Genomic DNA, 25,626 nt, shown 5'->3' on the forward strand with positions numbered 1-25,626 from the left:
ATCCCGATCGGGCTGTCCTGGCCGCCGGCTTTGTGCTCGATGCGGTCGACGATCCACTTGAGCACCCGGCTGTTCTCCCCGAACCCGGGCCATAAGAACTTGCCTCCTTCGCCGCGGCGGAACCAGTTGACGAAGAACACCTTGGGCAGCTTTGACTCGTCGGAGTTCTTGCCGATGTCGATCCAATGCTGGAAGTAGTCGCCGACGTGGTAGCCCATGAAGGGCAGCATCGCCATCGGGTCCCGCCGCACGGTGCCCACCGCGCCCTCGGCGGCGGCGGTGCGTTCAGACCCCATCGTGGCGCCCATGAACACGCCGTGCTGCCAGTCGCGGGCCTGCGTCACCAGCGGAACGGTCGTCTTGCGGCGCGCACCGAACAGGATCGCCGAGATCGGCACGCCCTGCGGGTCGTCCCACTCGGGCGCCAGGATCGGGCACTGCGACATCGGGGTGCAGTAGCGCGAATTCGGATGCGCCGCGGTGGTTTCACTCTCCCGGAAGTACCAGTCGTTGCCCTTCCAGTCGATGAGGTGCGGCGGCTCGCCCTCCAGGTCCTCCCACCACACGTCGCCGTCGTCGTCGAGTGCCACATTGGTGAACACCGTGTTGCCCGCGGCGATGGTCCGCATGGCGTTCGGGTTGGACTTCCAGTTAGTCCCCGGCGCCACGCCGAAGAACCCGGCCTCGGGGTTGACCGCGTACAGTCGGCCGTCCTTGCCGAACCGCATCCAGGCGATGTCGTCGCCGAGCGTCTCGGCGCGCCAGCCCGGGACGGTCGGCTGCAGCATGGCCAGGTTGGTCTTGCCGCACGCCGACGGGAACGCCGCCGCGATGTAGTACGCCTTGTCCTCCGGGGAGATCAGCTTGAGGATCAGCATGTGTTCGGCCAGCCAGCCCTCGTCGCGGGCCATCACCGACGCGATCCGCAGCGCGTAACACTTCTTGCCCAGCAGCGCGTTGCCGCCGTAGCCCGACCCGTAGCTCCAGATCTCCCGGGTCTCCGGGAACTGGGTGATGTACTTGGTGTCGCTGCACGGCCACGGCACGTCCTGCTGGCCCGGCTCCAGCGGAGCTCCCACGGAATGCAGCGCCTTGACGAAGAAGCCGTCGTCGCCGATCTTCTCCAAAGCCGCCTTGCCCATCCGGGTCATCACCTTCATCGAGACGACGACGTACTCGGAATCGGTGATCTCCACACCCAGCTTGGGGTCCTCGGCGCCCAGCGGACCCATGCAGAACGGCACCACCCACATCGTGCGGCCCCGCATGCACCCGCGGTACAGGTCGGTCATGGTGGCCCGCATCTCGGCCGGGTCCATCCAGTTGTTCGTCGGACCCGCGTCCTCCTCGCGCTCCGAGCAGATGAACGTCCGGGACTCCACGCGCGCCACGTCGGCGGGGTCGGACAGCGCCAAGAACGAATTGGGGAAGTTCTTCTCGTTCACCCGCTTGAAGGTGCCGGCCTCGACGAGCTGCTCGGCCAGCCGTTGCCACTCCTCGTCAGAACCGTCGGCGAACATCACCCGGTCGGGCTCGGTCAGCTCGGCGACCTCCTGGACCCACGACAGCAGACCCTGATGCTTCGTCGGTGCGGTATCCAGACCGGGAATGGTCGCTGAGGTCATCGAACTCTCCTGAATTCTCCTGTGTGCTTACGGGCGCCTGTCCTGGTGAGTACTCCCTGTCCTGGTCAGTACTCATAGCCACGCCCACACAACGATTGACAAGGTGGCGTTGACTACAGGTTATCGTGAGCAACTTGTCGAGTGAGGCTCGGGCAGGTATAAGCCTGCTCACAACAACGATTCAGAAAACAGTGCCGAAAGTCGGCAATTCCTGCCATGTGCGCTCCTCGAGGACGGTCAGCCGGTGTCGGCATCCGTGGCACGGCTCTCGGGTGGGCGTATACCCGGTTCGTCCAGTTCCTCACGCACGATCTCGAGCGCGGCGGTGAGCGCCGGCATCTCCTCGTCCCGCACCGCGGCCGCACGCGCCGCGGCGACGGCGTGCTCGCGCAGCTCGGTGTCGATGGCGCTGACCCGCCGGCTGAACTGAGCGTTCTCGGCCTCCTCGCGGGCGACCAGCGCGGTGCTCAGCGCCGCCTCGGCGGCCAGCACCCGCGTCGCGACCAGCTCCTCCACCACCGAACGCAGCGACGCCGTCAGGTCGCCGGCCCAGCGGTCCAGCACCGCGCGGTCGTGCAGCAGGCCACGCAGGTTGACCACCGCGAACGTGACAGCCAGTCCGACCGCCACGCAGGCCGCGGCACCGGCGAACTCCACCGCGGCATTCGGCCGCGGAGCCAGACCCGACACCAGCCGGCTCAGGGTCAGCGCCACCCCCAACCCGAATCCGGCGCCCAGCAGGGTCATCAGCCAGGTCTCCTGCCTTCGCGACCTCAGGGTTGGGGCGCCGGCGTCGACCGAAGGCGGCACCCCCGAGCCGGCCCCCGGATCCGCCGTCGAGAACGGCAGGTCCACCGGCACGCCCACCGCCTGGGACACGTCCGCCAGGTGGGTGGCGGTGCCCTCGCCGACCTCGGCGACCACCTCGTCCGCCCGGGCACGGGCCTGGGCCTCGAAGCCCGGCATGTCCCGGCGCGACAAGTTCGCGGCGTCCTCCTGCAACTCGCTGCGCACCGACGAGCAACGGTTGCGCGCGAAGTGGGACAACTGGACCCGCGCCTGCTGGATCTGGCCGCGCAGCGCGATGGTCCGCTCGGATCTCGCCTGTCGCCGCTCCCGCAACGCGGTGCTGCGCTCGTCGCGCAACGCATCGACCCTGGCCCGGCGCCCGGGCCCGTCGGCCTCACGGTCGAATCGTTGCGCGGCATGCTGCAGCCGCGCCTCCCACGCCCGTAACCGGTTGCGCCGCGCGATGTCGGGATCGGCGAGCCGGGCAGCGACGCACTCGACCACCTCGTCCACCCTGGGCTCACCGAGGTCGGGCAGGGCCGCCGCGCCCACCCACGGCACCCGGGCGTAGCGCGGCGCGTGCCCGGCCAGCGTCTCGCGGTTGGCCTCGATCACGTCGCGCCAGGCGTGGTGGACGTCAATCTTGGACACGACCCCCACCACCACGTCGGTGCTGCCGGCCGCGGCGTCCAGCAGCGCGCAGTCGGACGGGGTCAGCGGGGCGGCCGCCGAGACGACGAACACCACCGCGCCGGGCGCGTCACCGGGGCCCAGGTCCGTCGACTCGACGAACGTGTGCTGCGGCAGCCGCTCGCGCAGCACCTCGGCGATCGCGCTCACGCCGGCCAACCAGGGCCCGGCGACCACCACCACGTCGCGGCGGACGACGGTGGGCGGACCCAGCCGCGGCGCGACCTCCGCGATTCGGACGTCCACCCGGGCAGCCGCGTCGCCGCCATCGTCGCTCACCACGCGTGCCCCCACTGGTGCGGCAACGAACCGCAGGCCTGCGACCACAACCGCAGCGAACCCCTGGCGATGTCCGCGCCGCAGGCGCGGTGCAGTTCGCTGACGGGGCCCATCCTGCCGACGCTGTAGCGCTGCCACCGCACGGCCCGGGGCAGGTGTGCGGCCCCGTCGGTGTGGCGGCCGTCAGCGGAGGGGGTGTCAACCTCGAGCCCGGCCGCCTCCGCCACATCCAGCGCGGCCGCCATCCGCGCCACTACGGTGTCGTCGCGGCTGAGGAAGCCGCCGATCCGCTCGTCGCCGACGGCGAGGGCCTCCAGTTCGGCGACGGCGTCGAGCACGCGCCGGTAGCGTGCTTCGGCACCGACCGCGGACAGCGCGTCGAGGACGGCATCGACGCAGCTCATCCGCCGCAGCAGGACCCGCACCTGGGCCTGTGTCCTGCCCTGGCGCACCGCGGCCACCGCGATCGCGGTGCCGAACAGGTGCAGCGTCTCCAGCAGGCGCAGCCGCACGTCGGCGGGAACCGTCGACCGCGCCGTCAGGAACCCGTCGCAGGAGAGATCGAAGAGGTCCACGTGGCCGGGATGGTCGGGATGGTCGGGATGGTCGGGATGGTCGGGATGGTCGGGATGGTCGGCCAGCATCCGCAGCGCGGCCCACAGGCCACCATCCAGGCCGCCGCACGCCGTGACGGCCAACGACCCGATCATCGGCTCGACGGGGACCCCGACCAGCGCCGAAAGGTCGGCGGCCCGGATGCGCGCTGCCACGATCGGTCCGTCACCGGTACGTCCCGACAGAGAGCCGACCAGGTCGGCCTTGTTCAGCACCACCAGAACCGGCTGTCGGGAGCGGGCAATCGCCTCGGCGTCCTCGGGTTTGATCACCTCGGTGACGACGTGGACGATCACCTCGACGCCGGGCTCCACCCCGCCTGCCGAGAGGACCTCGCAGGCCACCGCCGGCCCTGCGGTGGCCTGCTCGCCCGCCGCCTGCAGCCCGCGCGCCACCGTGCCGCGACCCGCCCCGCGGCGCCCACGGACCGCCACACGCAGCGGTGCGGCGGTGCGCTCGGCGATCGCCGTCACGCGGGGGTCGGCGTGCCCGGCGGCGAACCGCGTCAGCTCGTCGACGAAAATCCGGTGGCCCTGCCGCTTCATGTCCTGCCCCAATCCGGTCGGCACGCCCGCCTGACCGGCGCCGGACTCGACCGGCCCGGCGCCGTCGTCGACCGCTGTAAGGTCGTTTCTGAGGCCGGGAGCGTGAGCCGCCCTGCCGGTGGTCGGGTCGACTCCCGGCCCACCGCGGCGGCCTGCCTCGGCCCGCGTCGCCGCTGTGCGGTTCCACCGAATGGTGGCATCTGGATGAGGGAGACGCGAGCCACTGTTTATCTGTTACCAGCCGAAGGCAACCGTTGGGTATCAATCCGGACCAGGGCCGGCTACATCGGACATTGATGGGCCACCATGAACAGATGCATGCGCAGCCCGGCGTGGGGTTTCGTCCCGACACACCGGTGGATGCGAGCGCACCGGACATGACGTCCACAGCGGACCCGCCCGTGGACGGTCACGATCAGCGCCTCCCGGCCACGAGTTTCCGCTCGCGGCGCTCCGCGCTGTCCGGGGCCCAGCGCGACACCTGGGAACGCCGCTGGCCCGAGCTCGGACTGTCGCTGGGTGACCGGGAATCGCGAGCCGGCGAGCCGCTGGACACCCGAGCCTGGTTCGGCCGCGTCGCACCGGTGGTGCTCGAGATCGGCTGCGGCAGCGGGTCGTCGACGCTGGCGATGGCCAAGGATGAGCCGGGCGTGGACGTGATCGCGGTCGAGGTCTACCGGCGGGGTCTGGCCCAGCTGCTGGTCGCGGTCGACCGAGACCAGGTGGGCAACATCCGGATGATCCGCGGCAACGGGATCGACGTGTTGCAACGCCTGATCACCCCCGGCTCGCTGATCGGCGTCCGCGTGTTCTTCCCGGATCCGTGGCCGAAGGCCCGGCACCACAAGCGCCGCTTCCTGCAGCCCGTCACGATTGGCATGATCGCCGACCGGCTACTCCCCGGCGGTGTCCTGCACGCGGCGACGGACCATCCCGGTTATGCCGAGCACATCGCGCAGGCCGGCGACGGCGAACCGCGGCTGCGCCGAGTGGATCCCGACGCCCCGCTGCCGATCTCGGTCGCCCGCCCCACCACCAAGTACGAGACGAAGGCCCACGACGCGGGCAGCGCCGTGACCGAGTTGGTCTGGGTGCGGCCAGGATGAGGAAACGAACATGAGCCTCGCAGAAGAAACCCCAGCAACATCCGAACCTCTGGACTCCCCGGGGGCCATCGCAGGCGGCGGCCTCTCGGGCGTACAGCCGTGGGGCGGGCGGGTCCTGCTGGTGTGGGACGCGCCCAATCTCGACATGGGCCTGGGCTCCATACTGGGCCGCCGGCCCACCGCCCTGGAGCGTCCCCGCTTCGACGCGCTGGGCCGTTGGCTGCTGGCGCGGACGGCCGAGATCAGCGCCGGCCGTCCCGGCGCCGTCGTCGAACCCGAGGCCACCGTCTTCACCAACATCGCGCCGGGCAGCGCCGACGTGGTCCGGCCCTGGGTCGATGCCCTGCGCAACGTGGGGTTCGCGGTCTTCGCCAAGCCGAAAATCGACGAGGACAGCGACGTCGATCGCGACATGCTCGCCCACATCGACCGGCGGCGCACCGAAGGGCTCGCGGGGCTGGTCGTGGCGTCGGCCGACGGTCAGGCGTTCCGTGTACCGCTGGAGGAGATCGCACACACGGGAGTGCCGGTCCAGGTGCTCGGATTTCGCGAACATGCGAGTTGGGCGCTAGCGTCGGATACCTTGGATTTTGTCGACCTGGAGGACATCGCCGGTGTCTTCAGGGAACCGTTGCCGCGGATCGGCCTGGATTCGCTGCCCGATCAGGGGGCGTGGCTGCAGCCTTTCCGGCCGCTGTCAGCGCTGTTGACCACCCGTGTGTGACACTGGGAAATCTATGCGCGGGTCGGTACCGATCCAGTAAGGAGCTTGCGTGTTCGCCTGGTGGGGTCGAACTGTGTACCGCTACCGGTACATCGTTATCGGGGTCACGGTAGCTCTGTGCCTGCTCGGCGGCATTTTCGCGATCAGTCTGGGTAAGCACCTCACGTCGAGCGGCTACTACGACGAGGGCAGCCAGTCGGTGAAGGCCTCGGTCATCGGCGACGACGTCTACGGCCGGGACCGCAGCGGCCACATCGTCGCCATCTTCAAGGCACCCGAGGGCAAAACCGTCAACGACCCGGCGTGGTCGAAGAAGATCACCGACGAGCTCAACGCGTTCCAGAAGGACCACTCCCAGCAGGTACTGGGTTGGGCAGGTTACCTGCGGGCACCCGACACCACCAATCCCGTCGTCAAGGGCATGGCCACCGACGACAAAAAATACACGTTCGTGTCGATCCCGCTCAAGGGTGACAACGACGACACCATCCTCGACAACTACAAGGACATCGCCCCGGCCCTGCAGAAGCTCGACGGCGGCACCGTCCAGCTCGCCGGACTGGAGCCGATTGCCAACGCCTTGACCGGCACGATCGCCAGCGACCTGAAGAAGTTGGAATATCTCGGGGTACCGGCGGTGGCGGTGGTGCTGTTCCTGGTGTTCGGCGGCGCGGTCGCCGCCGGCCTGCCGGCCATCGTGGGCGGGCTGACCATCGCCGGCGCGCTGGGCATCATGCGGTTTCTCGCCATCTTCGGCCCAGTGCACTCCTTCGCCCTCATGGTGATCTCGCTGATCGGCTTCGGTATCGCCATCGACTACGGCCTCTTCGTGGTGAGCCGGTTCCGGGAGGAGATCGCCGAAGGCTACGACACCGAGGCCGCCGTGCGACGCACCGTCATGACCGCCGGGCGCACCGTGGCGTTCTCCGCGGCACTGATCATGGTCTCGACAGCCAGCCTCCTGGTGCTGCCGCAAGGTTTCGTGAAATCGATGACCTTTGCGATCTTCGCCGCGGTGGGGCTCGCGGCGCTGCTGTCGATCTCGTTCCTGCCGGCGTGCCTGGGAATTCTCGGTCGCCACGTCGACGCGCTGGGGGTGCGGACCGCGTTCCGGGTGCCCTTCCTGCGTAATTGGAAGTATTCGCGGGCCTACCTGAACTGGCTCGCCGACCGGCTGCAGAAGACCAAGACCCGCGAAGAGGTCGAGGCCGGATTCTGGGGCAAGCTCGTCACCCGGGTGATGAAGCGGCCGCTGGCGTTCGCCATCCCGATCGCTGTCGGCATGATCCTGCTGGTCATCCCGTTGGGCAACCTGTCATTCGGCGCTATCAGCGAGAAATACCTGCCGCCGGACAACCCGGTGCGTCTGGCGCAGGAACATTTCGACAAGCTCTTTCCCGGGTACCGGACCGATCCACTCACGCTGGTGATCCGGTCGACCAACCACCGGCCCGTTACCGACGCCCAGGTCGCACAGGTGCGCAGCAGGGCCATGGCGGTCAGCGGCTTCATCGACCCTGACAACGACCCGACGAAGATGTGGCAGGAGCGCGGCTACGCGCCGGGTGCATCGAAGGATCCCTCGGTTCGGGTGCTGCAGAACGGACTCGTCAACCCCGACAGCGCGGCGGCCAAGATCGGTGAGCTGCGCAGCATCACACCGCCCAACGGCATCGAATTGTTGGTCGGCGGCACCCCGGCACTGATTCAGGATTCGATCCACAGCCTGGTGGACAAGGCTCCGCTGATGGCGGTCGTCCTGATCACCAGCACCATGCTGTTGATGTTCCTGGCGTTCGGGTCGTTCGTGCTGCCGATCAAGGCGGCGGTGATGAGCGTGCTGACGATCGGCTCCACCCTGGGCATCCTGACGTGGATCTTCGTCGACGGGCACTTCTCGACGTGGCTGAACTTCACGCCGACACCGCTGATGGTGGTGATCATCGCGCTGGTCGTGGCCGTCGGCTATGGCCTGGCCACCGACTACGAGGTGTTCCTGGTGTCCAGGATGGTCGAGGCCCGTGAGCGCGGTATGTCCACCGCGGAGGCCATCCGGATCGGGACCGCCACCACCGGGCGTCTGATCACGGCGGCCGCGCTGGTGCTCGCCGTGGTCGCCGGATCGTTTGTGTTCTCCGACCTCGTGATGATGAAGTATCTCGCCTTCGGGCTGATGGCGGCGCTGCTGCTGGACGCGACCGTGGTGCGCATGTTCCTCGTGCCGTCGGTGATGAAACTGCTCGGCGACGACTGCTGGTGGGCGCCGCGCTGGGCCCGTCGCCTGCAGAACCGCATCGGCCTAGGCGAGATCGACCTGCCCGACGAGCGCAAGCGGCCCACGATCAACGGCCGGCCCGCCCGGCCCCCGGTCTCGGCGAGGGCTCTGGTCGCCGCCGCCCCGCGTGCACCGCACGACCCCACCCACCCGGTGGCGCCCGAACCGGTACGGCCCCGCCCGTCCGGCAGTGCATCCGTCCCGACCCGCCCGGACGGCAACGCCACGACCACCCGGACACCGGGCGACGACAAGAATGCGGGCTCCGCATCCGGCGGTCAGAAGCCACCCGGCCGCGAAAAGTCGGCGGACCCCCGCAGCCCGGGTCAGCCCGCCCCGCCCCGGCCACCCTCACCTCCGACCCCGCCGCCGTCCAGCGGTCAGACCCGGGCCATACCCCTCCCGACGAGCGACAACGACAAGGCCGATGCCCCCGAACGGGCGCAACCCGGCGAACCGACGAAGGCCCTGCCGATCACGCGGTCGGATGCCGACGACTCCGAGACCGCCACGGAGAAGCTCAACGCCCACGGGCAGCAGCCCGGACAGAAGGACGCGAGCGACAACGCGCCCCAGCGCCGTCGCATCGGTGGCGCGCTCAGCGCCCAGGATCTGCTGCGACGCGAGGGCCGGTTGTAGCGTCGGGGCTCACTCCCCGCCGGCGTCCGAGAGGTCGTCGGGTGCTGCCTGCACGATCGCCCCGACACCGTCGTCGGTCTGCCGTGCGGCCTCGACTTCGGGATCGGCGGCGAACAACACCTGTAGCGCGTTGTTGAGGAACGCGACGGTCGGCACGGCCAACAGGGCGCCGACGATCCCGGCAAGGACACCGCCGGTGGAGATGGCCAGCACCACCCCGAGCGGGTGAATCGAGACCGCCCGCCCCATCACCAGCGGCTGCAGCAGATGGGCTTCGATCTGGTTCACCACCACCAGCACACCCAGCGTGATGAGCGCGTAGAGGAATCCCTTGGCCAGCAGAGCGACCATCACGGCCAGGAAACCGGCGATCACCGCACCGACCAGCGGGATGAAGGCACCCAGGAACACCAGCGAGGCCAGGGGCAGGGCCAGCGGTATCCCCATGATGGCCAGGCCGGTGCCCACTCCGGCGGCATCGGTCAGCGCCACCAGGAACGTGGCCCGCACGTACCCGATCAGCGAGCCGTACCCGGCCCGGCCCGCCTGCAGCACCCGGTCGCGGGAATGGGCGGGAATGAGCTTGGCCACGTAGTGCCAGATGTTGCGCCCGCCGTACAGGAAAAAGATCAGGGTGAAAAGGACCAGCACCGCCGCGGTGACCACTTCGGTGATGGTCGCCGCAGTGGACAGCGCCCCGCTGGTCAATTTCGCCTGATTGTTGCGCAGAGCCTCGATCGCGGCGTTGCCCGCGCTGTCGATCTGGTCACCGCTCAGGTGCGGCGGCCCCTGGATGAGCCACCGACGGGCGGAGTCGATGCTCTGGGTGACCTGGTCGGTGAGGCCGGGAAGGCCGTCGATGAACTGGGTGATGACGAACGCCAGGATGCCGCCCAGGGTCGCGACACCGCCGAGCAGGACCAGCGCCACCGCCCCGCCGCGGGGCAGGCCACGCCCGTCCATCCAGTCGACCGCCGGCACCAGCAGCGCGCTCAGCATCAGCGCCAGCAACACCGGGACGACGATGATCTCCAGCTTCTTGAGGACCCAGGCGAGGGCGACCAGCGCGGCGAGGATGACCAGCAAACGCCACGCCCAGGCCGCGGTCTTACGGACCAGGGGCTCGACCGCGGAGTCGTCAGAGGGCTTGTCGACGTTTCCCGACATTGCGCCAGCTTATCGGTGTACGTCGGCAGGCCCTCGCGGCCAGCACGATCCGGTTACGACGCCGACACGGTCGGCGCCGCGTCACGACGGCCGCGCCAACTGCACCGTTACCCTAAAGCACGTGTCTCACGACGCGCCCGCCCGCAAGCTCGACCTGCCCCGCGAAGAGACCTCGCGGGGCAAGTACTGGTGGCTGCGGTGGGTCATTCTCGGCATCGTCGGGACCGTACTCACCGTCGAGGTGTCGTTGGGCTGGGACCATCTGACCAAGGGCTGGGTCAGCGTCTACGAGGCCAACTGGTGGTGGCTGCTGGCGTCGGTGGTGGCGGCGGCGGCGTCGATGCACAGCTTCGCGCAGATCCAGCGGACGCTGCTGAAATCCGCTGGGGTCCACGTCAAGCAGTTGCGGTCGGAAGCCGCTTTCTACGCCGCCAATTCGCTGAGCACCACGCTGCCCGGCGGGCCGGTGCTGTCGGCCACGTTCCTGCTGCGCCAGCAACGGGCCTGGGGCGCCTCGACGGTGGTCGCGTCATGGCAGCTGGTGATGTCCGGGGTGCTGCAGGCGGTGGGCCTGGCACTGCTGGGCCTGGGCGGTGCGTTCTTCCTGGGTGCGAAGAACAACCCGTTCTCGTTGCTGTTCACCCTCGGGGGGTTCGTCGCATTACTGCTGCTCGCCCAGGCGGTGGCGTCGCGCCCGGAACTGATCGACGGCATCGGTTGCCGGGTGTTGTCATGGGTCAACTCCGTGCGCGGCAGGCCGGCAGACACCGGCCTGGACAGGTGGCGCGAGACGCTGATGCAGCTCGAGTCGGTGAGCCTCGGTCGGCGCGACCTGGCCATCGCGTTCAGTTGGTCGCTGTTCAACTGGATCGCCGACGTCGCCTGCCTGGGTTTCGCCGCGTACGCGGCCGGCGACCACGCGTCGGTCGCCGGGTTGACGGTCGCCTACGCGGCCGCCCGCGCGGTCGGCACGATACCTCTGATGCCCGGCGGGCTGCTGGTCGTCGAGGCGGTCCTGGTGCCGGGCCTGGTGTCCAGTGGCATGTCGTTGCCCAGCGCCATCTCGGCGATGCTGATCTACCGGCTCATCAGCTGGTTGCTGATCGCCGCCGTCGGCTGGGTGGTGTTCTTCTTCATGTTCCGCACCGAGAACGCCGATGACTCCGGCGTCCCCGACGGCGAGGATGCCGCCCCGGCCGCCGGGTCGCCGTCCCGGGAGCAATCGCCGGCCGATCCGACGGGGAACGCCCTGCAGGGCCCCCTGCCGCCGCCCGATCACGACCCGGCGGACGGTAGTTAGCGGACGGTAGTTAGCCGACGGTGTTTCCCCGCGGCGCGCCCGACAGCGGGTCGGCGCCGGTCGTCCCGCCGACCGGCAGCGCGCCGGGCGCGCCCGGGCGGCCGGAAAGGCCGCCGCCACCCTGCATCTGCTGCATCAAGCCCATGACCTGAGGAAGACTGACCGGAAGCTTGCACTGCAGCGACAAGCCCGTCAGCGGCTCGGAGATCTTCTGCATGTCGGCGGCGACCTTGGGATTGGCCTCGAAATAAGTCTTCAGCGACCCGAGCGACTGCGGCCCGGACTGTTCCTGCAGCAACGTGGTCATCGTCTGGTTGGCCTCGGGGTGCGCATCCAGGTAGTCGCCCATCGACTTCACGACCGAACCCGCCGTCCGGGCGACCTCGCTGGCCGAGCACGGGTCCTTGGCCCCGCTCGCGGGCGGCCCGGCCGCCACTGCGGCGCCGGCGACTACGCCGGCCGCCAGGGTCGCGAGCAACCCTCCCGGTACTCTGCGGAGTCGGCTGCGCGCGGTCACGGGGCCTGTGGTCACGGGGCCTGTGGTCACGGGGCCTGTGGTCATCGAAAAATCCTCCTTGCTCGCGCCGACGCGGCCGGTGTCCCCCAGGGGCCGAACCGTCAGATCGGCTGCGGTCAACGGCCCTGTGTTTCGCGGGGTCACCCTGTCCTCCCACGCGGCCATCGGCCATCCTGCCAGCCGGGCGGTATGGCTGCCACCGCGTGTGACCGACATCCCGCTCGGGACGGAACTCGCCCTCGCAGGGTCACCGATGCACAACGACTTGGCCGCGTCTTGGCAACATCGGTGTCATCGCAGCTCAGCAACCGAATCAGCCAGACACCTACACAGGCGTCTGCGGTATCCTCGCCTGCACGCGTTGCGCGAGAAGAAACCGGGGAGCCCGAGATCCAGCAGTACATGATGCGCGTCAGCCGCAACCTTCGCAGATGGCGCTGGTTTGTGTTCGCGGGCTGGCTGCTGGCGCTGGTGCCGGCGGTGTACGTGGCGCTGACTCAGTCGGGCAATCTCACCGGCGGCGGTTTCGAAGTGGCCGGCTCGCAGTCGCTGCTGGTCCACGATCAACTGCAGGACCAATACCGCGATCTGGGGGCGTCGTCGCTGGCGCTGGTGGCGGCGCCGCGCCCGGACGCCAGCTATCAGGACATGAGCGACGCGGTGGCGGAGCTCAGACGCATCGTCACCCAGTTCCCCGGCGTCACCGAGGCGCCCAGCCCCGGGCAGCGGCCACCGCAGCCCGACCGGCCGTACGTGCTGTCGCTGCGGCTGGACGCCCGCAATTCCGGCACCAGCGACGTCGCCAAACAGCTGCGCACCAGGGTGGGCGTCAACGGCGACCACTCGGGCCGGACCGCCGACGGCCGGGTGCGCCTGTACGTCATCGGCCAGGGTGCGCTGAGCGCGGCCGCGGCGGCCAACACCAAGCACGACATCGCGGCCGCGGAACGCTGGAACCTGCCGATCATCCTGATCGTGCTGCTGGCGGTGTTCGGCTCCCTGGCCGCCGCGGCGATCCCGCTCGCCGTCGGCGTCTGCACCGTCGTGGTCACCATGGGCCTGGTCTACCTGCTGTCCACGTACACCACCATGTCGGTGTTCGCGGCACCGACCGTGTCGATGTTCGGCATCGCGCTGGCCGTCGACTATTCGCTGTTCATCCTGATGCGCTACCGCGAGGAGCTGCGCTCCGGCCGTCAGCCCCGCGAAGCCGTCGACGCCTCGATGGCCACATCCGGGCTGGCCGTGGTGTTGTCCGGGCTGACCGTCATCGCCTCCATGACCGCCATCTACCTGATCAACACCCCGGCGCTGAAGTCGATGGCCACCGGGGCGGTCCTGGCCGTCGCGATGGCGATGCTGACATCGACCACGCTGACACCGGCGGTGCTGGCGACGTTCGGCCGCGCGGCGGCCCGGAGGTCCACGCTGCTGCGCTGGTCACGCCAGCCGGACTGCACCGAGTCCCGGTTCTGGACCCGTTGGATCGGCGGGGTGATGCACCGGCCGTGGATCTCGGCGCTGGCGGCCTCGGCCGTGCTGCTCGTCATGGCGGTGCCCGCCGCGTCGATGGTCCTCGGCAACAGCCTGCTGCGCCAATTCGACTCCTCCCACGAGATCCGCGCCGGGGTGGCCGCCGCGGCGCAGGCGCTGGGCCCCGGCGCGCTCGGGCCGATCCAGGTGCTCGTCACGTTCCCCGACGGTGATGCGGCCTCACCCGACCACAGCGAGCTGCTCGCCGCGGTCCGTCAGCGAATGGCGCAGGCCCCCGACGTCACCTCGGTCTCACCTCCGCGATTCGCCGACGACAACGGCAGTGCCCTGCTCTCGGCGGTGCTGTCGGTCGACCCCGACGAGCTGAGCGCCCGCAAGACCGTCGGCTGGCTGCGCGCGCAGCTACCCAAGGTGCCCGTCGCGGGAACCGTACGGGTGGACGTCGGCGGGCCGACCGCGCTGATCAAAGACTTCGACGACCGGGTGTCGCAGACCGAGCCGCTGGTGCTGGTGTTCGTCGCTCTCATCGCGTTCGTGATGCTGCTGCTGTCCATCCATTCGGTGTTCCTGGCGCTCAAGGGCGTGGTGATGACGCTGCTGTCGGTGGCGGCCGCCTACGGCAGCCTGGTCATGGTGTTCCAGTGGGGATGGCTGGCCGATCTCGGTTTCCCCCGGCTCAATTCGATCGACAGCACCGTGCCCCCGCTGGTGCTCGCGATGACGTTCGGGCTGTCGATGGACTACGAGATCTTCCTGCTCACCCGCATCCGGGAACGCTTCCTGCACACCGGCAACACCCGCGATGCCGTCGCGTGCGGGGTGAGCACCAGCGCCCGCACCATCACCAGCGCCGCCCTGATCATGATCGCGGTGTTCATCGGGTTCGCGTTCGCCGGCATGCCGCTGGTCGCCGAGATCGGCGTCGCATGCGCGGTCGCGATCGCGGTCGACGCCACCGTCGTGCGGCTGGTCCTGGTACCGGCGCTGATGGCGATGTTCGCGCAGTGGAACTGGTGGATCCCGCCCTGGCTGTCGCGCGTACTGCCGTCGGTCGACTTCGACCGGCCGCTTCCCGAGGTCGACCTCGGCGACGTCGTGGTCATCCCCGACGACATCTCGGCGTTGGTCGCCCCCGGCGCCGACCTGCGAGTGGTGCTCAAGTCGGCCGCGAAGCTCAAGCACCTGGCTCCCGACGCGATCTGCGTGGCCGACCCGCTGGCCTTCACCGGCTGCGCCCGCAACATCGCCACGACCGGCGCCAAGACCGGCGCCAAGACGGACGCCGCGCGGGACCGGGGGCCGGGCCCCGGCCAGATCCCCCACCACGTCGACATCGACGGGGACCGTGCGCTAATCGCGGCGGGCCCGGCCCCAGCCCGCAACGGCAACGGCAACGGCAGCGGCAACGGCGCCGCGAAGCCGGCCGGAGGGCGCCCCCGCAACGGCATCACCCGCGCGATCTCCGGGAGCGACCGTCCGGTGCATCCGATCACGCTGTGGCGGGGTCGGCTGTCGGTCGCCATCGATGCGCTGCAAACCAGCGGGGACACCGGCGAGGAGGCGAACTTCGAGCGGCGCAGCCCGGTGGAAACCGCCAACGTACAGCTGCCCAGCGGGGATCGCCTGCTGGTCCCGACCGGTGCCGAGGCGCTGCGCCTCAAGGGCTACCTGATCATGTGCCGTAACACCAGCCGCGACTACGCCGAATTCGCGGATATGGTCGGCACGGTGGAACCCGAAACCGCCGCGCTGGTTCTGGGCGCAATGGACGAGTACTACTGTTGTCAGTCATCGGGGCGGGATTGGATAGCCACCCAATTGGTCCGTCGTCTCGCAGATCCACATCCTTGCGACTTCACCGCAGAGCAGTGGTCCGGACCGGACGCCGCGGCGGACTGGGACGACGTCAGGCAGCGCTGCCTGTCGGTGGCCGTAGCCATGCTGGAGGAGGCGAGGTGACGTTGACATCCGACCGGCGATCCGCGTCGCCGTCGCCCGACGGCGAACCCCGGTCCGACGGCGAACCCCTGCCCGACCCCGACCAGCTGGTCGAATTCTGGTCGACCGCCGCCGTCCGTTCGGCGTTGCAGGGCGGGGACATCGCGACCTGGAAACGGATCGCCGCGGCCCTCAAGCGCGACCCGTACGGGCGGACTGCCCGCCAGGTCGAAGAAGTACTCGGGGCCACACGGCCGTATGGGATCACCGGCATCTCCAGGGCCCTGTGGGAGGTGCTGGAACGGGCCCGCACGCATCTGGAAGCCGACGAACGCGCCGAAGTGGCCCGCCATGTGCGCGTGCTGATCGACCGGTCGGGTCTGGGCGAACACGAGTTCGCCTCCCGCATCGGAGTGGACCCGAACGACCTGCTCACCTACCTCGACGGCCGCACCAGCCCGTCGGCCTCGCTGATGATCCGGATGCGCCGGTTGTCGGACCGGTTCGTCAAGGTCAATTCCCCGCGCGCCGCGCAATCCAACTGATCCCTCAGCGGGAGTTGACCGGCACCACGTCGGACACCAGCCACACGCCTCCCCGCTTGACCAGTCCCACCCGCAACGCCGGTGCCGCGCGGCTGGGCGGCTGACCGGGAGCGCTCTGCGTCACCCGCAGGATCACGGCCACACTGGCCACCGCCGGTCCGATGACCTCGACGCCGGCCGCCAGCGCGGTGGCCTGCGCCGTGACGTTCTCTCGGGCGAGTTCGGCGCTGGACTTGGTGTACTGCTCCCTGAACGCCCCCGCCCGTTCCGGCACCGTCATCGCCGCAGCCCGATCGATGGAATCCGCCGGCGCTCCCGGGGTGAACGACGCCATCGCCTCCGCCATCCCGGTGGCGGTCTGCACCACCGCGCGCGAGTCCCGGTCGAAGGCGCGGTCGGCCCTCGTCCAGTGCGTATATCCGGTCAGCACCGCCGCCGCCAGCGCGGCCGTGCACAGGAAGACGACCGCCAGCCGCAGCCCCGGGGCCTGGTCGTCGGTGCCGACGCTGACCGAGTCGCGGCGCAGCAGCCAGGCGTTGATCGCCACGCCCTCCACGATCAGCAACACCAGCGCCGAGCATGCCGAGACCCACCACAGCGGCCAGTCGAGCACCACCCCGATCGCCAGCAGCGCGGCGATCGCGGCCGTCGGGGCCGCGATGTCGAAGGCCGCCAGCCGCCAGACATTTCTCATCGGATCGAACCCAGTCTCATCGGATCGAACCCAGTCTCATCGGATCGACCCCAGCTTGGAGATCATCAGCTTGCCGTCCACCTCGGAGACGTCGAGCCGTAGATTCCAGTGCACCGTCTGCGGCTTGGCGCCGGCGTTCTCGCTGACCGACGTCGCGACCAGCAGCACCGAGTCCGTGCGGCTGGCGAACGGCGGCAACTTCGTCGTCACGAGGGACCTGGGGGGCGTCGCGCCGCCGGGCTGCGTGTCCAGGTTGCGGTGCAGCGCGTCGATCGCCACCGCCTCGATGCGGCCGCTGCTGCGCGACTGCAGCTTCTCCACCACCTGACGGTAGGGATGCACCGCCGCGTCGAACTCGGCACTGAGTTCCCCGACCGTCCCGTCGTGCAGCCGCTGCAGGCTGGTGTCGATGTTGCCGCTGTTCATGTTGATCAGCACGCCCGCCCAGTCGGCGGCGGTCTGCATGACGCGGGTCAGGTAGGTGCGCTCGGCGACCGCGTCGCGATGGCCCGACCAGACGAGACCACCCAGCACGACGGCGGCCACCGCGAGCACACCGAGAACGGCCGAGGCCACACCGTAAAGGGAGAAAATCCGGTCGCCGGCGGGCCCGATCTCCGGCGGGGCGGAGTCGTCGGGCTCTTCGCGCGCCGGTGACTCGGATTGCTCGCCGTCGGACATGGCCCGATCGTCGCACCCCCGCGCAGATGGAAGGATGGCAGGGTGACAGTTGAGGCCATCCGCTCGGGCATCGACCTGAGCCATGTCGACCGCAGCACCCGCGCCCAGGACGACCTGTTCGGGCATGTCAACGGCCGGTGGCTGGCCGAATACGCCATACCCGCCGACCGGGCGACCGACGGCGCGTTCCGCCAGCTGTTCGACCGCGCCGAGGAGCAGGTGCGCGACCTGATCGTCGAGGCCAGCGCCGGGGGTGCGGACGCGGGCACCGACCAGCAGCGCATCGGCGACCTCTACGCGAGCTTCCTCGACGCGCAGGCCGTCGAACGCCGAGGCCTGCAGCCGCTGCTCGAGGAGTTGGCGGCCGTCGACGGGGCCGCGAGTCCGGCCGCGCTGGCCGCGGTGCTGGGCGCCCTGCAGCGCACCGGGGTGGGCGGCGGCGTCGCGTTGTATGTGGACACCGACTCCAAGAACTCGACCCGCTACCTGGTGCACCTCACCCAGTCGGGCATCGGGTTGCCCGATGAGTCGTACTTCCGCGACGAGACGCACGCCGAGGTTCTGGCCGCCTATCCGCGGCACATTGCGCGGATGTTCGCGCTGGTGTTCGGCGGCGACCCCGAGAGCCACGCCGAGTCCGCGGCCCGCATCGTGGCGTTGGAGACCAAAATGGCCGCCGCGCACTGGGATGTGGTCAAACGCCGCGACGCCGAGCTCACCTACAACCTGCGCACGTTCGCCGAGGTGCAGGAGCAGGGGGCGGGCTTCGACTGGGACGGCTGGGTCACCGCGCTGGGTGGCGCGCCCGATGCCGTCGCCGAAGTCGTTGTGCGCCAACCTGACTACCTCACCGCCTTCGCCGCATTGTGGGGAAGCGAGGACTTCGAGGACTGGAAGCGCTGGGCGCGCTGGCGGGTGATCCGGGCCCGCGCCGCCTGGTTGACCGATGTCGTCGTCGCCGCCGACTTCGACTTCTACGGACGGCTGCTGACCGGCGCCGAGCAGATCCGCGACCGCTGGAAGCGGGGCGTGTCGCTGGTGGAGAGCCTGATGGGCGATGCCGTCGGAAAGCTCTACGTACAAAGGCATTTCCCGCCCGGCGCCAAGTCCCGCATCGACGCGCTGGTGGAGAACCTGCAGGCTGCCTACCGCCTGTCCATCAACGACCTGGAGTGGATGACGCCGCGGACCCGGGAGCGCGCGCTGGCCAAGCTGGACAAGTTCACCGCCAAGGTCGGCTACCCCACGAAGTGGCGTGACTACTCCACGCTGGTGATCGACCGCGACGACCTGTACGGCAACTACCGGCGCGGGTACGCCGTCGGCCACGACCGCGAGCTGTCCAAGCTCGGCGGGCCGGTCGACCACGACGAATGGTTCATGACGCCGCAGACCGTCAACGCCTACTACAACCCGGGGATGAACGAGATCGTCTTCCCCGCAGCGATTCTGCAGCCGCCGTTCTTCGACGCCGAAGCCGACGACGCGGCCAACTACGGCGGGATCGGTGCGGTGATCGGCCACGAGATCGGCCACGGTTTCGACGACCAGGGCGCCAAGTACGACGGCGACGGCAACCTGGTCGACTGGTGGACCGACGAGGACCGCACCGAGTTCGCGGTCCGCACCAAGGCTTTGATCGAGCAGTATGACGCGTACACGCCGCGGGCGCTGACCCACCACCAAGGGCCGCCCCACGTTCAAGGCGCCTTCACGGTCGGGGAGAACATCGGCGACCTGGGCGGGCTGTCCATCGCGCTGCTGGCCTACGAGCTGTCGCTGGGCGGGCAGCCCGCCCCGGTCATCGACGGACTCACCGGGGTGCAGCGGGTCTTCTACGGCTGGGCCCAGGTGTGGCGGACCAAAGCCCGTGACGCCGAAGCGATCCGGCGGCTGGCCGTCGACCCGCACTCACCCCCGGAATTCCGCTGCAACGGCGTCGTGCGCAACATCGACTCGTTCTACGAGGCTTTCGGGGTCGCCGAGGGCGACGCGCTGTTCCTGGAGCCGGTGCGCCGGGTCCGCATCTGGAACTGAGCCCGGCACGCCAATCCCGCGCGAGGGTGCTAGTTCATCCAGTCGGCAGAGCCGTCGTTCTTCTTGTAGCCGCCACCGGTGGAGTTCTTCACGATGATCGGGTCGCCCGCGCCGAAATTGTCGTAGAACCATTTCGCGTTGGCGGGACTGAGGTTGATGCAGCCGTGACTGACGTCGCGCTTGCCCTGGTCGTTCACCGACCACGGCGCGCTGTGCACGTAGTCACCGACGTTGTCGAAGCGGACCGCGTCCGCCACAGTCACCTTGTAGCCATAGGCGGAGTTGACGGGCACCCCGTACGTCGAGGAGTCCATCACCACCGAGGCCTTTTTGTCCTGGACGTAGTACGTGCCGTTGGGGGTCTGGTGGCCTCCGGCCGCCATCCCCATCGACATCGGGAAGGTCTTCTCCACCACGCCGTTGCGGGTGACGGTCAGCTGGTGCGTGGCGTCGTCGGCCGTCGCCAGCAGCGTGTCGCCGGTCATGAAGTTCGAGACGGTGCCGCCCGCGTCGATGGTCACCAGGGTGTGTGCGGGCCAGAAGCTCAGCGGCCGCCAACGCAGCTGCGTCGGGGTCATCCAGTAGAACTTGCCGGGCACCGCCGGAATCGACGACACGTGCACCGCGTCCACGGCGGCACCGGCGTCGTCGACGCGGCCGGGGAAATTGATGATGATCGGCTGGGCGACCCCGACCGTCGACCCGGTCACCGGGACGAACCTGGGCGTGCCGAACGGCGCGGCACCGGTGAACGGTGCCGGGTTCTGCCCGGCCATCGGGCCCACTGCGGTCGGCTGCGCCACGGGCCCCGGCGCCAGCGGCCCGGGCAGCGGATCAGCGGGGGGCACGCCCCACGGCAGCGGGGCGGGCGGGGCGGGCGGATCCAGGGGCCCGGCGACCAGCCCGGGATCACCAGGGGTCGGTTCCGGGTCCGCCACGGCGGAACCCGCGGTCAGCACCAGCAGCAGCGCCACACCCGCGGCCACCCCGGCCGCGCTCCGAGCGAACATGAGGCTCCCGCGACTGCGGGCCCTCGTCCAGCGCGACATGTCGATCCCTCCCGTCACGTCACCTTCTGGACACAGTGTGGCACAGCGCGGTGACCAGCTACCTTTTGCGCGGCCGCCGTAGCGCCGCAAAACGACCTCAAACAGAACTTTGACGTGCAGATTTATGAATCACGTGAGCTTGTCGGTACGACGTGCAGCTTATTCCTGTTGGCGGCCGCGCCGACCAGTGCGACACCCATCAGGCCCGCCGAGGCGGCCAGCATCAGGGCGATGCTCCGCTCGTACAAGAGCCCGCCGGCCAGCGACCCCGCCATGATGCCCACCTGGAAGGCCGTCACATACAGGCCCGACGCGCCGTCGGGGTCGTCGGACCCGTTGCGCATCGCCGCGGCCTGCATCATCGGCGACACGGCGGTCGCCATGGCTCCCCACAGCACGATCGCGCCGGTCCCGATCAGCACGGTCACACCGTTGAGCCGGCCGCCGAACGCCAGCGCCGTCAGCACCGCGAACGCGGCCGTCAATCCCGCCATGCAGCAGATGATGGCGCCCCGGGGCCGGCGGTCCAGCGGGCGCGCCACCAGCGGCATCACCAGCAGGCCCGCGACGCCGTAGGCCGCCAGCAGCCAGGCCAGGTTGGGCCCGTGCACGCCGACGACGTTGCGGATGATCACCACGATGAACGTGTAGGACACGAAGTGGCCGGTGACCGCGACCATCGCCAGCAAACTCACCACGATCAGCGCTCCGTTGCGGTGGTGCCGCGACCGGCGGCCCACGTGGGCCAGCTGGCCCTCGCTGAGCACCATCTCGGGCAGCACGAGCCGGGCCGCCACCGTGACGACGGCCGCCGCGACGGTGATGCACACGACCGCCAGGCGCCAGCCCCACATCAGGCTCAGGGCGGCTGTCAGCGGGCTACCGACGACCAGCGCGAGGCTGGTCCCGACGTAGATCGACGTGGTCGCCCGCCCGGCGTGGCTGGGGGGCACCAACCGGGTCGCGATCGGGGCGATCACCGACCACAGCAAGCCGTGGGTGAGCGCACAGAGCACCCGGCCGGCGGCCAGCACGGCAAAGTTGGGCGCCAGCGCCGAGATGACCTGCGAGGCGGTCAGGCAGGTCAGGCTGAACAGCAGCGCGCGCCGACGCGGCTGGTGCGCCGTCCAGCGCACCAGCGGGACCGTTGTCAGCGCGGCGACCAAGGCGTACCAGGTCAGCAGGGTTCCCACCGCGACGAGGCTGACGTGGAGGTTGCGCGCGATCGCCGGCAGTGCACCGACGGGCAGAAGCTCTGCGGTGACGTAGGTGAAGGCCGCCGCGGCCAGCACAGCGAGCTGCGCGGCAACCCGTGGCGTCCACGTTCGCGCGGCAACGGTGGCGGTTTCGGCAGTCATGGCAGTCATCGCTTCGGGGCGCGCGACTTCTCGGGCGAGATGCTTGCGAGATCACGCTGCCCCTACGGTACGCACCGCATCGACGGGTTCCCCCGCCTTTGGGCTTCAACACGCCTGCGTCATCAGGAACGCACCAAACGCGCGATGGCGGCCGACGCCTCGGCCAGTTTGTCCTCGGCGTCATTGTCGCCCTCGGCCACGGCGCGGGTCACGCAGTGGTTGAGGTGCTCGTCGAGCAGGTTCAGGGCCACCGAACGCAGGGCGCTGCTGACCGCGCTGATCTGGGTGAGGACGTCGATGCAGTACTTGTCGTCCTCGATCATGCGGGCGATGCCGCGCACCTGCCCCTCGATACGCCGCAGCCGCTTGGCGTAATTGTCCTTTTGCTGCGAGTACCCGTGTGCGGTCGTCATCGGTTTTCTCTCCCCTGCCACTGCACGCCTGCCGTGGGGCGGCCCCACGGCCCCGAATTCTACCTCGTACCCCGGTGGGGTATGACCCGCACATGTGCGGCGTCGCGGGCTCGCGCATACTTGCACGATGGCAACACCAACCGATTCGACGCCCGTCACGGACATCAAACCACGGAGTCGCGACGTCACCGATGGCCTCGAAAAGACCGCCGCACGTGGCATGTTGCGGGCCGTCGGCATGGGCGACGAGGATTTCGCCAAGCCTCAGATCGGGGTCGCCTCGTCCTGGAACGAGATCACGCCCTGCAACCTGTCCCTGGAGCGCCTCGCCGTGGCGGTCAAGGAGGGGGTGTTCGCCGCGGGCGGCTACCCGCTGGAATTCGGCACCATCTCGGTGTCCGACGGCATCTCGATGGGGCATGAGGGCATGCACTTCTCGCTGCCGTCGCGCGAGCTGATCGCCGACAGCGTCGAAACCGTGATGCAGGCCGAGCGGCTCGACGGCTCGGTGCTGCTGGCCGGCTGCGACAAGTCGCTGCCCGGGATGCTGATGGCCGCGGCGCGCCTGGACCTGGCGTCGGTGTTCCTCTACGCCGGCACCATCCTGCCGGGGATGGCCAAGCTCTCCGACGGCAGCGAACGCGAGGTCACGATCATCGACGCCTTCGAGGCGGTGGGCGCCTGCATCCGCGGGCTGATGCCACGTGAGGACGTCGAAACCATCGAGCGCGCGATCTGCCCCGGCGAGGGCGCCTGCGGCGGCATGTACACCGCGAACACCATGGCTTGTGCCGGCGAGGCGCTGGGCATGTCGCTGCCGGGCAGCGCGGCCCCGCCGGCCACCGATCGCCGCCGCGACGGCTACGCCCGCCGCAGCGGCGAGGCCGTCGTCGGCCTGTTGCGGCGCGGGATCACCGCCCGCGACATCCTCACCCGGGAGGCGTTCGAGAACGCGATCGCGGTGGTGATGGCGTTCGGCGGCTCGACCAACGCTGTGCTGCACCTGCTGGCGATCGCCCACGAGGCCGACGTGGCGCTGAGCCTCGACGACTTCAACCGGATCGGGTCGAAGGTCCCGCACCTGGCCGACGTCAAGCCCTTCGGCCGGCACGTCATGTCCGACGTCGACCACATCGGCGGCGTTCCGGTGGTGATGAAAGCCCTGCTGGACGCGGGTCTGCTGCACGGTGACTGCCTGACGGTGACCGGTCACACCGTTGCCGAGAACCTGGCCGCCATCGCCCCGCCGGACCCCGACGGCAAGGTGCTGCGCGTGCTGGACAATCCCATGCACCCGACCGGCGGGATCACGATCCTGCGCGGGTCGCTGGCCCCCGACGGCGCGGTGGTCAAGACCGCCGGCCTGGAATCTGACGTGTTCGAGGGCACCGCAAGGGTTTTCGACGGCGAGCGGGCCGCGCTGGACGCCCTCGAGGACGGCACCGTCGCCAAGGGCGACGCCGTGGTGATCCGCTACGAAGGCCCGAAGGGCGGGCCGGGCATGCGTGAGATGCTCGCCATCACAGGCGCGATCAAGGGCGCCGGGCTGGGCAAGGACGTGCTGCTGCTCACCGACGGCCGGTTCTCCGGCGGCACCACCGGTTTCTGCGTGGGGCACATCGCTCCGGAGGCCCTCGACGGCGGGCCGATCGCCCTGCTGCGCGACGGCGACCGGATCCGGCTCGACGCCGGCGCCCGCACCCTCGACGTGCTGGCCGATCCGGACGAGTTCGCCGCGCGGCGCGACAGCGTCACACCGCCGGCGCCGCGGTACACCTCCGGTGTGCTCGCCAAATACGTCAAGCTGGTCGGGTCGGCGGCCGGCGGCGCGGTCTGCGGTTAGGCCGCGCGCCGTCGATCACCGCCGGCCCGGTTCTCCCGGCCCTCCCCTGGTTCCGCGACACGTAAACCGTTGCGACGACACGCCGGTGGGAATCGCATTGATTTATGTCTCGCGCGGCGGATGCGCCCACGCTCCTCGCCCTGGCGTCGTCTAGCGAACCAGCGCGACGGCGAAGCCGTCCCAGTCTTTGGCTCCGACGGTCTGGATCACCGCGGTGTCCAGGCGGGGATGATCACCCATCAGCTGCAGCGCCTGGCGGGTCGCCAGCGCCGCCGCGTCCGCGGCCGCCGGGTCGAGGATCGTGCCCTCGCGAATCACGTTGTCCAGAACGATGACCGCGCCGGGACGGGCCAGCGTGACCGCCCACTGCAGGTAGGCGACGTTGTTCTCTTTGTCGGCGTCGATGAACACCAGGTCGAACGGGTCGCCGGTGAGCGTCGGCAGCGTCTCCAGCGCCGCCCCGACCACCACCTCAACCCGGTCAGCGACCCCGGCGCGCTGCAGATTGGCGCGGGCGATCTCGGCGTGCCTCGGCTCGTATTCCAGGGTGACCACCCGCCCGCGGGGGCCGGCCCCCCGGGCCAGCCAGATGGCGCTGTATCCGCCCAGGGTGCCGATCTCGAGGATCCGCCGGGCGCCGACCGCCCCGGCCAGCAGGCTGAGGAATTTGCCCTGCTGCGCGGAGACGGCAATCGGGGGCAGGCCGGCCGCGTGGCTGGCCTCCGCTGCCGCCGCCAGGGCCGGGTCGTCGCCCAGCATTGTGGTATCGAGGAATTCGTCGACGTCGCGGGGCGAGGGTTTCGGGCTCATGCCGACAACGCTAGCCGGACGCGGCCCGTGTCCGCACCGACCGACGGGCCGCCGTGAAATTCGGCCGGCACCGTTCCCATATACCCGCGTGGGGTATACAGTGGGACGGCACGAGAAGTTCACGACATCAAGGGGTGATCCATCATGGCAAGCTACGAAGCCGGAACTTTGCTGACCTGTGGCCACGAGGGCTGCGGCTGCCGCGTCCGCATCGAAGGGCCCTGCCACTGCTCGGGTGCCGGTCAAGCCTACCGCTGCACCTGCGGCGACGAGTTGGTGCCCGTCAAGTAGATCCGGCACCGCCGGTCCTACCTTCGGGCTCCTGCCCTGCTGCCGGTCACCGCCCGAACGGGCGGTCGGCGAGTCCGGCGGTCGCGGTCAATCGCAGGTCGGCCGCCCCGACAGATGCGCGACGAGCCGCCGGGGTCGGAGTTCCACCCGGTGAAAGCCCAGAAAACCAAGCACCTTTCGGCGTCGGCGGTCAGATACAGCT

Annotated in this window: 20 protein-coding genes; 9 read left to right on the forward strand and 11 right to left on the reverse strand. The window is 69.7% G+C overall.

Annotated features, from left to right (window positions below):
- The 3 genes from AC2VOK_RS03855 to AC2VOK_RS03865 all read right to left on the reverse strand — a co-directional run.
- Positions 1 to 1,625: phosphoenolpyruvate carboxykinase (GTP) (locus tag AC2VOK_RS03855; protein ID WP_428899306.1), on the reverse strand; the 1,625-nt coding region annotated here is incomplete at its 3' end.
- Positions 1,626 to 1,862: 237 nt separating this feature from the next.
- Entirely contained in the window at positions 1,863 to 3,383 is a 1,521-nt protein-coding gene (locus AC2VOK_RS03860; RefSeq protein ID WP_428899307.1) for a hypothetical protein, read from the reverse strand.
- Positions 3,380 to 4,543, reverse strand: coding sequence for a hypothetical protein (locus AC2VOK_RS03865; RefSeq protein ID WP_428899323.1), 1,164 nt, complete (start codon positions 4,541 to 4,543; stop codon positions 3,380 to 3,382). The genes AC2VOK_RS03860 and AC2VOK_RS03865 overlap by 4 nt, the downstream gene beginning before the upstream one ends.
- Before the next feature lie 296 nt (positions 4,544 to 4,839).
- On the opposite strand from AC2VOK_RS03865, the gene trmB reads away from it, so the two are divergent.
- From trmB to mmpL3, 3 genes are read left to right on the forward strand one after another with little or no spacing between them, the layout of a single operon-like run.
- Complete coding sequence (gene trmB, locus AC2VOK_RS03870) at positions 4,840 to 5,649, forward strand: tRNA (guanosine(46)-N7)-methyltransferase TrmB (RefSeq protein ID WP_428899308.1); 810 nt, start codon at positions 4,840 to 4,842, stop codon at positions 5,647 to 5,649.
- 10 nt (positions 5,650 to 5,659) lie between these two features.
- Entirely contained in the window at positions 5,660 to 6,373 is a 714-nt protein-coding gene (locus AC2VOK_RS03875; protein WP_428899309.1) for an NYN domain-containing protein, read from the forward strand.
- Between the two features lie 49 nt (positions 6,374 to 6,422).
- Positions 6,423 to 9,287: a trehalose monomycolate exporter MmpL3 gene (gene mmpL3, locus AC2VOK_RS03880; protein WP_428899310.1), complete on the forward strand. Its 2,865-nt coding sequence runs from the start codon at positions 6,423 to 6,425 to the stop codon at positions 9,285 to 9,287.
- A gap of 9 nt (positions 9,288 to 9,296) precedes the next feature.
- Here mmpL3 and AC2VOK_RS03885 read toward each other — a convergent pair whose 3' ends face one another.
- Positions 9,297 to 10,454 carry an AI-2E family transporter gene (locus AC2VOK_RS03885; protein ID WP_428899311.1) on the reverse strand — a complete coding sequence of 386 codons (1,158 nt, stop codon included), beginning with the start codon at positions 10,452 to 10,454 and terminating at the stop codon, positions 9,297 to 9,299.
- Positions 10,455 to 10,575: 121 nt separating this feature from the next.
- Between AC2VOK_RS03885 and AC2VOK_RS03890 the strand changes: the two genes are divergently transcribed.
- Entirely contained in the window at positions 10,576 to 11,754 is a 1,179-nt protein-coding gene (locus AC2VOK_RS03890; RefSeq protein ID WP_428899312.1) for a lysylphosphatidylglycerol synthase transmembrane domain-containing protein, read from the forward strand.
- A 10-nt stretch (positions 11,755 to 11,764) separates the two neighbouring features.
- On the opposite strand, the gene AC2VOK_RS03895 is transcribed toward AC2VOK_RS03890, so the two are convergent.
- Entirely contained in the window at positions 11,765 to 12,316 is a 552-nt protein-coding gene (locus tag AC2VOK_RS03895) for a hemophore (RefSeq protein WP_428899313.1), read from the reverse strand.
- Between the two features lie 357 nt (positions 12,317 to 12,673).
- Between AC2VOK_RS03895 and AC2VOK_RS03900 the strand changes: the two genes are divergently transcribed.
- Positions 12,674 to 15,724, forward strand: coding sequence for an MMPL family transporter (locus AC2VOK_RS03900; protein ID WP_428899314.1), 3,051 nt, complete (start codon positions 12,674 to 12,676; stop codon positions 15,722 to 15,724).
- Positions 15,721 to 16,248: an XRE family transcriptional regulator gene (locus AC2VOK_RS03905; protein ID WP_428899315.1), complete on the forward strand. Its 528-nt coding sequence runs from the start codon at positions 15,721 to 15,723 to the stop codon at positions 16,246 to 16,248. The genes AC2VOK_RS03900 and AC2VOK_RS03905 overlap by 4 nt, the downstream gene beginning before the upstream one ends.
- 4 nt (positions 16,249 to 16,252) lie before the next feature.
- Here AC2VOK_RS03905 and AC2VOK_RS03910 read toward each other — a convergent pair whose 3' ends face one another.
- Positions 16,253 to 16,942, reverse strand: a complete 690-nt coding sequence (locus tag AC2VOK_RS03910) for a hypothetical protein (RefSeq protein WP_428899316.1) — start codon at positions 16,940 to 16,942, stop codon at positions 16,253 to 16,255.
- Positions 16,943 to 16,978: 36 nt separating this feature from the next.
- A complete protein-coding gene (locus tag AC2VOK_RS03915) occupies positions 16,979 to 17,623 on the reverse strand; it encodes a hypothetical protein (protein WP_428899317.1) in 645 nt (214 codons plus the stop codon).
- A 42-nt stretch (positions 17,624 to 17,665) separates the two neighbouring features.
- On the opposite strand from AC2VOK_RS03915, the gene AC2VOK_RS03920 reads away from it, so the two are divergent.
- Positions 17,666 to 19,660, forward strand: a complete 1,995-nt coding sequence (locus tag AC2VOK_RS03920) for a M13 family metallopeptidase (RefSeq protein ID WP_428899318.1) — start codon at positions 17,666 to 17,668, stop codon at positions 19,658 to 19,660.
- Between the two features lie 29 nt (positions 19,661 to 19,689).
- Here AC2VOK_RS03920 and AC2VOK_RS03925 read toward each other — a convergent pair whose 3' ends face one another.
- From AC2VOK_RS03925 to ricR, 3 genes are all read right to left on the reverse strand, one after another.
- Positions 19,690 to 20,709, reverse strand: a complete 1,020-nt coding sequence (locus tag AC2VOK_RS03925) for a L,D-transpeptidase (protein WP_428899324.1) — start codon at positions 20,707 to 20,709, stop codon at positions 19,690 to 19,692.
- A 122-nt stretch (positions 20,710 to 20,831) separates the two neighbouring features.
- Complete coding sequence (locus AC2VOK_RS03930; protein WP_428899319.1) at positions 20,832 to 22,076, reverse strand: MFS transporter; 1,245 nt, start codon at positions 22,074 to 22,076, stop codon at positions 20,832 to 20,834.
- 113 nt (positions 22,077 to 22,189) lie between these two features.
- Complete coding sequence (gene ricR / locus AC2VOK_RS03935; protein WP_428899320.1) at positions 22,190 to 22,480, reverse strand: copper-sensing transcriptional repressor RicR; 291 nt, start codon at positions 22,478 to 22,480, stop codon at positions 22,190 to 22,192.
- Positions 22,481 to 22,607: 127 nt separating this feature from the next.
- Here ricR and ilvD point away from each other — a divergent pair, with 127 nt between their 5' ends.
- Entirely contained in the window at positions 22,608 to 24,323 is a 1,716-nt protein-coding gene (gene ilvD / locus AC2VOK_RS03940) for a dihydroxy-acid dehydratase (RefSeq protein WP_428899321.1), read from the forward strand.
- A gap of 150 nt (positions 24,324 to 24,473) precedes the next feature.
- On the opposite strand, the gene AC2VOK_RS03945 is transcribed toward ilvD, so the two are convergent.
- Positions 24,474 to 25,133, reverse strand: coding sequence for an O-methyltransferase (locus AC2VOK_RS03945; RefSeq protein WP_428899322.1), 660 nt, complete (start codon positions 25,131 to 25,133; stop codon positions 24,474 to 24,476).
- 144 nt (positions 25,134 to 25,277) lie between these two features.
- Here AC2VOK_RS03945 and mymT point away from each other — a divergent pair, with 144 nt between their 5' ends.
- Complete coding sequence (gene mymT / locus AC2VOK_RS03950) at positions 25,278 to 25,424, forward strand: copper-binding metallothionein MymT (protein WP_407684854.1); 147 nt, start codon at positions 25,278 to 25,280, stop codon at positions 25,422 to 25,424.
- The last annotated feature ends 202 nt before the right edge of the window (positions 25,425 to 25,626 follow it).

It is taken from the genome of Mycobacterium sp. TH-M116, assembly GCF_057473685.1.

Coding starts and splice junctions, on each gene's coding strand:
- AC2VOK_RS03945 (WP_428899322.1), bottom strand. CDS start 25,133: ATGAGCCCGAAACCCTCGCCCCGCGACGTCGACGAATTCCTCGATACC.
- AC2VOK_RS03930 (WP_428899319.1), bottom strand. CDS start 22,076: ATGACTGCCATGACTGCCGAAACCGCCACCGTTGCCGCGCGAACGTGG.
- AC2VOK_RS03925 (WP_428899324.1), bottom strand. CDS start 20,709: ATGTCGCGCTGGACGAGGGCCCGCAGTCGCGGGAGCCTCATGTTCGCT.
- ilvD (WP_428899321.1), top strand. CDS start 22,608: ATGGCAACACCAACCGATTCGACGCCCGTCACGGACATCAAACCACGG.
- AC2VOK_RS03895 (WP_428899313.1), bottom strand. CDS start 12,316: ATGACCACAGGCCCCGTGACCACAGGCCCCGTGACCACAGGCCCCGTG.
- AC2VOK_RS03900 (WP_428899314.1), top strand. CDS start 12,674: ATGATGCGCGTCAGCCGCAACCTTCGCAGATGGCGCTGGTTTGTGTTC.
- ricR (WP_428899320.1), bottom strand. CDS start 22,480: ATGACGACCGCACACGGGTACTCGCAGCAAAAGGACAATTACGCCAAG.
- AC2VOK_RS03875 (WP_428899309.1), top strand. CDS start 5,660: ATGAGCCTCGCAGAAGAAACCCCAGCAACATCCGAACCTCTGGACTCC.
- AC2VOK_RS03885 (WP_428899311.1), bottom strand. CDS start 10,454: ATGTCGGGAAACGTCGACAAGCCCTCTGACGACTCCGCGGTCGAGCCC.
- AC2VOK_RS03915 (WP_428899317.1), bottom strand. CDS start 17,623: ATGTCCGACGGCGAGCAATCCGAGTCACCGGCGCGCGAAGAGCCCGAC.
- mymT (WP_407684854.1), top strand. CDS start 25,278: ATGGCAAGCTACGAAGCCGGAACTTTGCTGACCTGTGGCCACGAGGGC.
- AC2VOK_RS03865 (WP_428899323.1), bottom strand. CDS start 4,543: ATGAAGCGGCAGGGCCACCGGATTTTCGTCGACGAGCTGACGCGGTTC.
- AC2VOK_RS03910 (WP_428899316.1), bottom strand. CDS start 16,942: ATGAGAAATGTCTGGCGGCTGGCGGCCTTCGACATCGCGGCCCCGACG.
- trmB (WP_428899308.1), top strand. CDS start 4,840: ATGGGCCACCATGAACAGATGCATGCGCAGCCCGGCGTGGGGTTTCGT.